This is a genomic window from Capnocytophaga cynodegmi (assembly GCF_002302475.1).
GTDB classification, from domain to species: domain Bacteria; phylum Bacteroidota; class Bacteroidia; order Flavobacteriales; family Flavobacteriaceae; genus Capnocytophaga; species Capnocytophaga cynodegmi.
The window spans coordinates 1,696,902-1,709,647 of record NZ_CP022378.1 but is presented as its reverse complement, the minus strand read 5'-3'; the positions used below and the strand labels follow the sequence as shown (position 1 = coordinate 1,709,647).

7 protein-coding genes and 1 tRNA gene are annotated in these 12,746 nt (G+C 35.9%); 2 read left to right on the top strand and 6 right to left on the bottom strand.

Annotated features, from left to right (window positions below; all coding sequences use genetic code 11):
* Window positions 1-5 precede the first annotated feature (5 nt).
* On the top strand, window positions 6-686 hold the full coding sequence (locus CGC48_RS07700) for a response regulator transcription factor (protein WP_018279346.1): 681 nt from the start codon (window positions 6-8) through the stop codon (window positions 684-686).
* Between the two features lie 52 nt (window positions 687-738).
* Window positions 739-1,785 carry a sensor histidine kinase gene (locus CGC48_RS07695; protein ID WP_018279347.1) on the top strand — a complete coding sequence of 349 codons (1,047 nt, stop codon included), beginning with the start codon at window positions 739-741 and terminating at the stop codon, window positions 1,783-1,785.
* A 1-nt stretch (window position 1,786) separates the two neighbouring features.
* Here CGC48_RS07695 and CGC48_RS07690 read toward each other — a convergent pair whose 3' ends face one another.
* The 6 genes from CGC48_RS07690 to CGC48_RS07665 all read right to left on the bottom strand — a co-directional run bounded on the left by CGC48_RS07690 (window position 1,787) and on the right by CGC48_RS07665 (window position 12,744).
* A complete protein-coding gene (locus CGC48_RS07690) occupies window positions 1,787-3,019 on the bottom strand; it encodes a mechanosensitive ion channel family protein (protein ID WP_098029121.1) in 1,233 nt (410 codons plus the stop codon).
* Window positions 3,020-3,050: 31 nt separating this feature from the next.
* A complete protein-coding gene (locus CGC48_RS07685; protein ID WP_098029120.1) occupies window positions 3,051-3,524 on the bottom strand; it encodes a regulatory protein RecX in 474 nt (157 codons plus the stop codon).
* Window positions 3,525-3,659: 135 nt separating this feature from the next.
* Window positions 3,660-3,733: transfer RNA gene (locus CGC48_RS07680), tRNA-Arg, on the bottom strand.
* Between the two features lie 13 nt (window positions 3,734-3,746).
* A complete protein-coding gene (locus CGC48_RS07675; protein ID WP_098029119.1) occupies window positions 3,747-4,196 on the bottom strand; it encodes a GatB/YqeY domain-containing protein in 450 nt (149 codons plus the stop codon).
* A 139-nt stretch (window positions 4,197-4,335) separates the two neighbouring features.
* On the bottom strand, window positions 4,336-5,802 hold the full coding sequence (gene rpoN, locus CGC48_RS07670; RefSeq protein WP_098029118.1) for an RNA polymerase factor sigma-54: 1,467 nt from the start codon (window positions 5,800-5,802) through the stop codon (window positions 4,336-4,338).
* 147 nt (window positions 5,803-5,949) lie between these two features.
* Window positions 5,950-12,744 carry a T9SS type B sorting domain-containing protein gene (locus CGC48_RS07665; RefSeq protein WP_098029117.1) on the bottom strand — a complete coding sequence of 2,265 codons (6,795 nt, stop codon included), beginning with the start codon at window positions 12,742-12,744 and terminating at the stop codon, window positions 5,950-5,952.
* Window positions 12,745-12,746: the final 2 nt, after the last annotated feature.

Sequence of the window (12,746 nt, the reverse complement as noted above, 5' to 3'; positions counted from 1 at the left end):
ATATTATGAAGGGATTGAAAATTTTATTGGTTGATGATGAGCCTGATGTTTTAGAGATTGTAGGCTACAATTTAGAAAGAGAAGGCTTCCGTGTATTTACAGCAAAGAATGGCTTAGAAGCAGTCAAAGAAGCAAAAAAGGAGCAACCCCATCTCATCATTATGGACGTAATGATGCCTGAAATGGATGGCATTGAAGCTTGTGAGCGTATCCGAAAACAACCTGAATTATCAAAAACGGTAATAGCTTTCTTAACAGCCAGAGGCGAGGATTATTCTCAACTCGCAGGTTTTGAGGCTGGTGCAGATGATTACATCACAAAGCCCATAAAGCCTAAAGTACTTGTGAGTAAAGTAAAGGCACTATTACGTCGCTTTAACACAAATGAAGAAAGTGACTCAATTTTGAAAGTAAACAATCTCATTATCAACAGAGACGAGTACAAAATAACTCACGAAGGAGAAGAGATAATTTTACCTCGTAAGGAGTTTGAACTCCTGTGGTTGTTAGCTTCACAACCAGGAAAAGTCTTCAAACGAGAAGATATTCTGGATAAAGTTTGGGGAAGCGAGGTTGTTGTTGGCGATAGAACTATTGATGTTCATATCCGAAAACTGCGAGAAAAAACAAAAGACAGTTATTTCAAAACGGTTAAAGGCGTGGGCTATAAGTTTGTCGCTTATTAAATAAGATTTATAATTAGGGATTAGTTTTTGCTAATCCCTATCTTTTTTAAATATGTGGAAATTAAAAAAATCATATCGATTTGCATTAAGGTCTTCCTTGTACATTACATTTTTTTCTATTTTTTTACTCGGAATTGTAAGTTTTTTGTTTGAAAAAGTCTCTTTGTGGATTATAATTTCATACGCTTTAGTTTTGTTTGTAGTTTGCTTTTTCATATTACAATATCGAGTGGAAAGATTTATGTACAAAAGGATTAAGAGAATATATCAGGACGTATCCCTTCTGGAAAGTTCAAGCACTGGAAGTAAGCCCATTATCACAGATGTAGCTTCTTTAAGTAAAGATATAAACAAATTTGCACGTAGAAAAAAACTTGAGATACAAGCCCTTAAAGACCAAGAAAAATATCGAAAAGAATACATCGGAAATATTTCACACGAGTTGAATACACCACTTTTTACCGTACAAAGTTATATTTTAACACTTTTAGATGGTGCAATAGAAGACAAATCTGTCCGCAAAAAGTACCTTTCACGTGCAGCAAAAGGAGTTGAACGATTAATTTATGTGGTAAAGGACCTTGAAATGATTTCAAAACTGGAAACAGGAAAACTTAATCTTGATTTTGAAGAATTTGATATCGTTGAGTTAATTCAGAATGTATTTGAAATGTTTGAAATGCAAGCGGCTAAGCAGGAAATTTCACTCATTTTTGATAAAAAATATCTTCCAATTTACGTTTATGCCGACCGAGAGCGAATACAACAAGTAATTGCAAACCTGATAGTTAACTCCATAAAGTACGGAAAATATAACGGAACAACAGAAATAAGCATCGATAAATTACCTAAAGGAAAGATAATTGTTCGCGTTATGGATAATGGTGAAGGAGTCATCGAGGAGAATCTGTCACGCTTATTTGAACGTTTTTACCGAGTTGACAAAAGCGGAAGTCGTAAGGAAGGTGGCTCAGGATTAGGGCTTTCCATCGTAAAACATATTATCGAAGCTCACAAACAAAAAGTTTATGTAGAAAGTGTTTATGGCGTAGGCTCAGAGTTTTCATTCACGTTAGATACTCCAAAAACAGAAAAATAATTTATTTTCCATATTTTGAAAAACTATGTCCTGAAGGCTCTTGAAATAATCGAAGATTAAATGTAGGAACAATAGCAAGGATATGATCAAAAATATCAGCTTGTATTTGCTCATAAGTAACAAATTGTTTCACTTTTGAAAACATATAAATCTCAATCGGAACACCTTTCTCCGTAGGCTGTAATTGCCTGACAACAAACATCATATCTAAATTGACAAAATCCGATTCTCGAAGGTAATTTTCTACATATTTTCGGAAAGTTCCAATGTTTGTAAGCCTTCTTTGATTGAAACTTTCTGTTTCGTTGGCATTTACTTCACTAATTATCTTTACCTTTTCTTCGATATAATCCGAAATTAATCGTATCTTTTTAAAATTTTCTATTTCCTCTTCCGACAAAAAGTGAATTGACTCAATATCAACGCTTACGTGTCTTTTAATTCGCCTACCTCCTGATAGTTCCATTCCTCGCCAGTTTGTGAAAGATTCCGAAGTGAGTTTGTAAGTGGGAATCGTAGTTATAGTTCTGTCCCAATTTTGAACTTTTACGGTTGTTAACCCAATATCAATTACAGTTCCGTCAGCTCCGTCTTTTGGAGAGGCTATCCAATCACCCACAAAGAGCATTTTGTTTGCAGACAATTGAATACCAGCAACAAATCCCATAATCATATCTTTATAAACGATTAAAAGAATGGTAATCATTGCCCCCAAACCTGTTAAAATATCAATAAAATTTTTATTTGCAAAAATAGAAATGATAGCAACACCACCAAGTGAATACAATATAACTTTAGCAAGTTGAATATATATTTTGATAGTTACTTCAATACCTTTCAGGTGAATATAAAGTTGCTCTATGGCATTAAGCACCGCATTCAAAAATATTATTAAAACTACGATGAAATAAGTACTTATTAATGTATGAATCAACCATCTTAGCGATTCTGAGGCAATTATGTGATATGAAGAAAGGACTAATAATCCAGGAAAGAAGTGTGCAAATCTGGCGAAAACTAAATTTTCCATAAAAATATCGTCCCATTCGGTTGCAGTACGTCCCACCAATTTCGGGATAGTTCGCCTCATAATAAAAGTTGCCAATTTATCTATCAGCCAAGCTACAATGAGTATGATTGCAAAAGTAATTACAGATTGTATAACGACAGCCCATAGATTACTAAATCCGTACTCTTCAAACAATTGCACGGTTTGATTTCTGAAATTTTCCATATTCTTTTGATAAGAAATAGGTTAATTGAATTTATTCATATAATTCATTTACCTTGTCATAGACTAAATCTGACTCCCAGCCACGATAAAGTAGATAATCAGCAAGTTTTCGTTTTGCCTTATATACGCTTTTTTCTTTTATTTCTGCATGTTTTTTCTCAGCTAGAATTTCAAAAGTAGCAATATACTCCTCATTATCAATCTCTTTTAAAGCTGATTGAATGATATACGTGGAAAGACCTCGTTGTTTTAATTCTCGTACAATACGAATACGTCCCCATTTTTTATACCTAAACTTTCCTCTGGCAAAACTTTTAGCAAAACGTTCTTCATTTAAGAAGTTATTTTGAATTAAATGCACTACAATTTCGTCAATGGCAATAGGAATCATACGCATTTTTTGGAGTTTATCAATCACTTCTTTATGGTAACGTTCCTGATAGGCACAAAAAGCCTCCAACTTTCGTTTTGCTTCTTCGACGGTGTAGGTTTTAACTGTATCCATAGGAAGCAAAGATAAAAAATTTTTTGATTAGAATTGGGAAGAAAAACTTTTGGGTAGTAATTTACTACAAGAATGGAGATATTATATAAAGAAAAAAATAACTCTCTGTAAAACAAAGAGTTATTTATCTACTTGTGACCGCGAGAGGATTCGAACCCCTAACCCTCAGAGCCGAAATCTGATATTCTATCCAGTTGAACTACGCGGCCTTTAATCTATATGTTATGACAATAATTTTTTTACAACAGTCGAGATAAGCTTTCCGTCGGCTTTTCCCGCTAATTTTTGGGTAGCAACCCCCATTACTTTGCCCATATCTTTAATTCCAGAAGCCCCAACACTTGATATAATTTCAGCAATTTCAGAAGAAACTTCTTGCTCAGAAAGCTGTTTAGGCAAAAATTTCTGAATAATGGCAGCTTGTGCTAACTCAGGCTCTGCCAAATCATTACGCCCTTGAGAAGTGTACAAAGCAGCACTATCATTTCTCTGTTTCACAAGCTTTTGTAAGATTTTCAACTCCTCTGCTTCAGAAAGTTGCGCAGAAGCTCCTGATTCTGTTTTGGCTAATAAAATAGCTGACTTAATTGCACGTAAAGACTCCAAAGCTACGGTATCTTTAGCTTTCATAGCCTCTTTCAATGCCTCCATTACTTTTGTCTGTAAACTCATCTATCTAATCTTAAACGACGTGCAAAAATAATACGTTTCAATATAAATAACAAACCATTTTGTAAAAAAATGAACAACAACTCACCAGAAGCTATCCAATATTTTGGATAGTTTTACCAATAAAATCTTTAAGAAATAATTACAATTCTTTTCTAAGCCTTGCTACAGGAATATCTAGCTGTTCACGATATTTCGCAACGGTTCTTCGTGCTATTGGATACCCCTCTTCTTTAAGAAGTTGTGCTAACTCATCGTCAGGATAAGGTTTGCTTTTATCTTCAGAGGCAATGATTTTTTGCAGAATTTGCTTTATTTCGTGTGTCGAAACATCTTCTCCTTGGTCATTTTTCATTGATTCAGAAAAGAAATCCTTAATCAACTTGGTTCCATAAGGCGTTGTTACATATTTGCTACTCGCCACACGTGAAACGGTTGAAATATCCATTCCAACTTTATCAGCTATATCTTTCAGAATAAGAGGTTTAATTTTCAATTCATCACCCGTAAGGAAATATTCACGCTGATGTTCCATTATAGCCCCCATTGTAACCAAAAGCGTTTGTTGACGTTGTTTTATAGCATCAATAAACCACTTAGCGGAATCCAACTTCTGTTTTATGAAAAAGACAGCCTCTTTCTGAGAAGCACTCTTTTCTTTCGACCTCTTATACGTATCCAGCATTATGGAATAATCCTTCGAAACGTGTAATTCAGGAGCATTTCTTCCGTTAAGGGTCAATTCTAACTCATTATCATTAACACGCACCGTAAAATCAGGAATGACTTGCTCTGTGTGAACATTACTTCCTGAATATGAACTTCCTGGTTTAGGGTTTAGTTTTTCTATTTCCTGAATCGCATCTTTTAGTTCATCTTCCGAAACGGAAAATTTTTGCTGTAATTTCGCATAATGTTTCTTAGAAAATTGCTCAAAACCACTATCAATGATTTCAATTGCTAAAAGAACTGATGGAGTCGCTTTTTTTCGGCGTAGTTGTATCAACAAACATTCCTGCAAATCGAAAGCCCCAACACCTGATGGGTCTAACTGGAAAATGATTTGTTCCCGAACTTGTTTTACCTTATCTTCCTCTGTGTAAATATTTTGAGTAAAAGCCAAATCGTCGGTTAAATCTTGAATAGTTCGGCGAATGTAACCGCTATCGTCAATACTACCAACCAAAAATTCAGCTATCAGATATTCTTCATCATTAAGTGTAAATGTATTTAGCTGATTTAAAAGAGATTGATGAAAAGAAACTTCAGCACTGAAAGGGATTTCTTTCTCCTCGTCGTCATCACTATAGTTATTTGCTTGTAACCGATACTCAGGAATTTCATCATCGCTGAGATATTCATCGATGTTAATATCCTCCATATCAATCACTTCACTATCATTATATTCGTCTTTTGAATTGTCAAATTCATCGGCAAATTCGTCAAACTCATCTTCCTCACGTCCCGATTCCAGAGCTGGATTTTCCTCTAATTCCTGCTTAATCCGTTGCTCAAAAGCAAGTGTTGGCAACTGCACCAATTTCATTAACTGAATTTGCTGAGGCGAGAGTTTTTGTGAAAGTTTGAGTTGTAAATTTTGTTTTAACATCTGCTGATACCTGAATTATGTTGGCAAAAGTACGTAAAAAAGAAGAAAGAGACAAAATTCAATCGTTTTTAGAACAATAAAAAAACGAGAAACCTAAAAACTATATTCAGATTTCTCGTTTCAAAAAATTTGATTTTATCGAAAAAACTATCGCATCAATGTGAAATTTCCGACAAATTTACGTCCATCACGAGATTCATTGGTTTCAATCGTGTACCAATAATCTCCTGAAGGAAGCGAAGTCCCATTATAGGTTCCGTCCCACGACTCGCCTTCACGCAATATTTTGATAAGTCGTCCGTGTCTATCAAAAATTTGTGTAATCATTTGTGGATAGGATTTTGTATTTTTAGGACTCCATCGGTCGTTATTACCATCATTATCAGGCGTAAAGAAATTCGGAACATTAAAATCAATAAACACTTTTTCAATATCCAAAACAACCTCACACCCCAAGGCATCACGCACCACTACATTAATCTGCTTAACCGTTCTGCCTTGTGCATCAACATAGCCTGGATCGGAATATTTAATCACATAACTTGACGTTTCATTGGCTTTCCCATTAAAAACATACTGATAAGGCGTACGACCTCCACTGACCTCTACTGCAACCATTGCAATGTCTTGTTGAGGAACCTCAACCACAGAAAGTGGCTGTAAATGAGTTATATTAAATGTCTGAGGAAGTGTATACTGACAAGTTTCATAAAAAATGGTTAATGAAATTGTTGTATTTTCTGGCAAACGACTCGTTTCGATGTAACCAATTTTATCCTCAAATTTGTCAAAAGCCACACTTTGAGCAATATCTGTGCTATTAACTGCATAACGGACATTTGCGAAATTCAACCTATTTTCAAATGAAACCGCAACCAAACTACGTCCAACATTATTCTCACAATTCTCTAAAACAGAAATATTTGCTTTCAGAGAAGGAATCGTTGAAAGTGAAATTTTAGCAATACCGATACAACCATTCACATTTTCAGTTCGGGCATATAAACGACTTAAACGATGTGGAGGAACATTATAAACTTCAGTTTTGTTAATCAAATTTGTGCCTTTTCGAGCATCGCTTTCACTCAAATAATATGTAACTGTTACCCCAACAGAAGTGGTAATTTGATTATCTAACATATTCAAATCCAAAGGATACACTCCATCTGCATCATCATCACAAAGAGTTAAATTCACATCAGTCACCACAGGATTTGCCACTTTTTCAAGCGTAAGCGAACGAACTTCCGCACAGCCTTCAGCATTCGTAAAACGAACCCAAACCACTTTCTGACCTACAGAAAAATCGTAATTAGCAAGATTGCTGGTAATTGGCGAAGTTCCGTTTTCAGCATCAACCTGCGAATCGTGAAATGTAATAGTAATCGAACTTTGAGCAGAATGTTGGGTCAATAGCATTGCACTGGCTTCCTGCAGAAGGTTTATCGTAACTCGATTTCCACTATTATCAAATTCACAAATCGGATTTACCACTCTATCAGTAGCTTGGATATACGGATATACAACAAGATTGATGGCAGCCCAATCATCACAGAAACCATTGGCATTAAGTCGTGCAAAAATCGTTTCAGAATATGGATTTACATTCGTATACGAAGCTGGATTAGCAATAGCATTGGTCTGATTTTGAGCATCAACATAAGTAGGATAGAATGTAAAACTAACTCCAGCTTGTGTGGAAATAGCATTCTGAGCTTGGGTTAAATCAAAGATTTGTAAACCATCGTTTGAATTATCATCACAGAGTGTCAGCGTTGCAGTTCGTGTATGAATTTGAACCATATCTGGCAACACAAATCGAACTGTAGCAATTGATAAACAAGCATTTGCATTATTGGAAACTACAGAAGCAACTATCTCGTACATTTGCTTTCCTGATGGAGCAAGTGAAAAATCAGAGCGGGTAAATGTATGCATTGGAATCAGTTCGTTCAAGCCATTTCGAGCATCGTTACTATTTCTGAAATATCGGAATGTAACTAAAGAAACATCATTAACAATTTGGCTTTCATAATCTTTCAAGTTTTGTGTAAAAGAATTATCCCAACGAACATCACAAACTTCAATTTCTACATCAGTCACCGCAGGATTTGCCACTTTTTCAAGCGTAAGCGAACGAACTTCCGCACAGCCTTCAGCATTCGTAAAACGAACCCAAACCACTTTCTGACCTACAGAAAAATCGTAATTGGCAAGATTGCTGGTAATTGGCGAAGTTCCGTTTTCAGCATCAACCTGCGAATCGTGGAATGTAATAGTAATCGAACTTTGGGCAGAATGTTGCGTCAACAGCATCGCACTGGCTTCCTGCTGAAGATTTATCGTAACTCTATTTCCACTATTATCAAATTCACAAATCGGATTTACCACTCTATCAGTAGCTTGAATATACGGATATACAACAAGATTAATGGCAGCCCAATCATCACAGAAACCATTGGCATTAAGTCGTGCAAAAATCGTTTCAGAATATGGATTTACATTCGTGTACAAAGCTGGATTAGCAATATCATTGGTCTGATTTTGAGCATCAACATAAGTAGGATAGAACGTAAAATTAACTCCAGTTTGTGAGGAAATAGCATTCTGAGCTTGGGTTAAATCAAAGGTTTGTAAACCATCGTCTGAATTATCGTCACAAAGCGTCAGCGTTGTAGTTCTCGTGTTGGTGACAGGCTTTAAGAAAGCATCAAAATTGATAACCGACTGCGATGCACACCCAATACCTCCGTTAGCTACAACTCGTACAAAAACACTATGACGAAGCTGATTAGGTACAGAAGGATTAGGCTGAAAATCATCGTACGAAAACTTATATGTTGTTGGTAAAGCTACTGCATTTGTTCCATTTTGAGCATCAACCAAAGTTGTATGATAGGTAAATGTGTACAATAAATTCACATTAGGCTCTCCTGTAATTATTTGCGTTATGTATTGTGTTAAATCTTCCGTGAAAGTTCCTGATAAGTCAGTATCACAACGATTTTGGAACACAGGATTTACTTTCGGCGAAGGATAAATTGACACTGCTAATCGCTTGATAACAAAGCAACTCGTATCTTTGCTAACAAATTTTATCCATATTACCGATGTTGGAATCACGTAATAATTTGTAATATCGGAAGTAATAGGAATATCATTAACTGCATTGGAGTGCGACTCGTGATACGTAATATCATACATTGTTGTATCTGAGACCATTTTAGCAGGATATTCTGTCAGATTAATGTTTCCATTGAGCTGCCCATCGGCACAAAAAGCGATACTCGTATCAGAAACTGCCAATTGTGGGTATTCATTAAACGTTATTGACGAAACTGAATAACAATTCGTTGTATTATTTTCTGTCCGAACGTAAACAACCACAGGAAAACTTGTAATGGTGTAATTTGTTCCTATTTCATTACTTCCGCTCAAGGCATCATTTTCATTGGTAAAGAAACGGAAATTATCATCTAATGTTAATGTTCTTCCTACAATTTCATCTCTGTAAGCATTCAGATTTACAACTTCTGAGGTATCTCCTGATAGATTTCTACTACTATTATTACAGATTGTTTTGTTTAAATTTTGCACAACTGGCGAAGCTATTAAGTCAAAATTAATATCTTTCACATAAAAACAATCTGTTCCAGCAGGTGTAATCCGAACCCAAGCCGTTAGATTTTGTGTAGCCTTTATAGTCGTTTGTGAGGCTGTTGCCGAGATAGCTTCTGCTTGTGAAAAATACAATGCAAAATCCATCGTATCATTAAGCGTTGTTGGATTATTTGCTACCAATTGATCTTTTATTTCAGTAAGCGAAACATTTTCTTCTCCATTATTAGCAAAATCACAAATAGCAACACGATTATTTGTTATTTCGGGGAATGAAATAAGATTGACTTGCAAGGGCAATACTTTTATACAACCAGTAACCAAATCCAGCACTCTGACGTACACTGTAGTTGAAGCTGTGGTAAGTGTTATGGAAACAGTTTGCGTTGGATTATACATTCCAAGTAAAAAGTTAGAATCGTTTGCATCAGCGGCTGCCTCATTGTTGAAAAAACTAATCGTTGAACTCGCATTGGCTCCACTTATAGATTTATTCAAATCCACCGATTCAGTTCCGTCATTGAGAATATCACAGACATTCAGCGTAGTTACCACAGGTAAGTCCACAGCTGTAGTGAAGCTAAATTGCAAATGAACAATTACAAAACAACCTTCTTTAAATTCCACTCGAGCAAAGACTGACATCTGCCCAGTACTTACCTGAGCCTGTGTTTCGTCTGTAATTGGATTGGTTGCAGTATGAGCGTCTGCTTCTGAATAATAATAACTTATCGATGTAGTTGCTGAACGTTGGTCTGCTGTAAGTTGAGCATCAATATCTGATTTGTAACGCACTAAATTAACCGCCTCTTGTTTATCATCATTAAAATCACATATCGTTTTTGAAACTACAGGAACGTTTATTTTTTCTAACAGAAAATGAAGGTCATACTCATAATGACAGCCTTCCAATGAAACCAAAGCATAAGCGGTAGTGGTTTGTGTTCCAACAACTTCAACGGATTCTGTTGCAAGACTTTCATTTCTTGGACTTGAAGCTAAATAAAGATTACGATTTACCTCTGTTAGAAAAAATCGCACTGACGGATTACTAAACGGATACAGCTCTTCAAGTATTTTACGATACTCTGGCATCAATTTCACTTCTTCTCTACCATTATTCAACACATCACAAATTGCAAATGTATTCTTTGGCAGTGTTCTTTTTTCGGAGGCATTTACTACAAAATCCAAAGAAGTTTCAGTGTTACTCGCTTTAATTATGTATTTTACATATACGTTTTTAGGCGTGTTATCTTCAGTAAGTTCATATCTTGTTGGATTGGTCATAAGAGAAGTCATCGCTGCATCATCATAAAATCCAACAATAGTAACAGAAGTAGCCGTAAGCCCCGCAGGAAGATAACGCGGAAAGTAATCTCTCTCTAAATTAACATTTAAAGGGAAAGTAACATCACACAATGCTGGAGCTCCGACTCCACCACCTCCGCTGCCATTACCGCCTCCGCCACCTCCTGGTGCTCCATCGCAATCCACATCAGCGGTGAGTTTCAGAGTAGTTCTCGACTCACAAAAGTTAGGATACTCGAGTTTTACATAAAGTGTCGTATTCATCACAATTGCGGCATTGGTAGGGTCGGTAATTGGATTTGTATAACTTGCATATCTATAAAAAGTAGCCTTAACATTATTCAAATCATAAGTTAAAGTACCTGAAACCATATTGGCTACATATTGTGTTAAATTATGATTAATAGCCTGTCCTTCCAAAACACCACATATCAAAGCCTCGTGCGGAGTAACCTCAACATAAGGTTTTAACAGCAAACGCACAGGAATTACGGTTGCACACGATGCATCATTAAAATTACGATTCCATATTCGGACGTAAATCGTTTTTTCTCTGCTCGGTAAGGAAACATTCAATTGATAATTACTTACTGCAACAATTGGATTCGTATTGTTTTGTGCATCACTTAAACTTTCAAAAAAAGCTCTGTTATGCAAATAGTTAACTCCTGAAATAGAAACATTATTCAAATTGATGTTTTCTCGCAAATCATTGCCTGTATCACAAAAATCAAATGGTGTTGTAGGAGTTGCTATGTTTGGGCGAATATTGGTTCGTAAGTTTATTCGTGATACTGCATAACAGATACCACTTCGTAAAGTACGAACATAAACAACTTTATCTGTCGTAAATGAATAATTTTTAGGATTAGTTATAGGAGATTGATTATTATGTGCTTGTGATTCAGATTCGTGATATGAAAAAGTAAGTGTAGCATCATTATTGATAGCCGTCTGGAAAGCTGTCAAATCAACCGTTTGCGTTTCTCCTGAATTTAAACAATAAACCTGCTCTACATCTTTTGCTGTTGGAAAATCCGTTGAAAATGAAACTTGTACCACATCCGTCACTGTAACAGGCGAACACAGATTGTACGTCACACGAACCTCATAACGAGTATTGATTGTTGGTGCTTGATTAATTGAATTTCCTGAACCTAAAAATGTTCCATTATCCGCATTGTACCATTGCACGTTGATGGTTGTAGTTCCTGATGGCACAAAACGCCAAGCCTCCTGTGAAGCTGACCAAATACCTGTATTTCTGTCTGGAGGCGAAACTCCTCGTGTTCCATCAGCGTTGATAATGCCAATAAGAGCCTGTTTTCGGAATTCAGAAATATTAGTAGCATCATTCTCAGGCTTATCCTTTATGTACACTTCAATGACGCCCGTAGTTTCATACAGAACAATTTGAGTTGTACTTTTTCGAAGGCTACCATACTGCGGAATATCATCATAATTGATAATAAACTGACGATAAGGAGTCGTTCCTTGCGTAAGTGTACGAACCTTATCCACATTTTGCAAATCGTGATAGACTCCAAAAATAGCATTTTTGGTCAGTCCCAAATTTGGATTTTGCCCAGCTATAGTATAAGGGCTATCTCCATTGCTATTTCCTGCTCCAAAGCTAACCACACCATTGTCGCTCACTACAACTTCCTGAAATTGATTTCCGTAGAAACAAAATTCAAAAGGAAGCGGCAAAACCTTACTAAAAACGTCGTCTTTTTTTCCCGAATTTCCTTCAATATTTACTATCGTTCCTGCCGAAAAAGAAGCAACAGGAGTGTATGTTATAGAAACCACATCATAACTTTGCGTTTGATGAATAGTAGGATAATTAGCTGTTAATGTGACACTTTTTTTAGGAGCAAAATTATAATCACAATTAATGTTAATATTAGAAACATTCCCATTATGGTCGGAAATGTTTACTGTAGGAGTAACTTGAGCCTGTGAGATACAAAAAACTGAAAAACTCAACAGAAAAGAAATAAGTAGTTTCATAT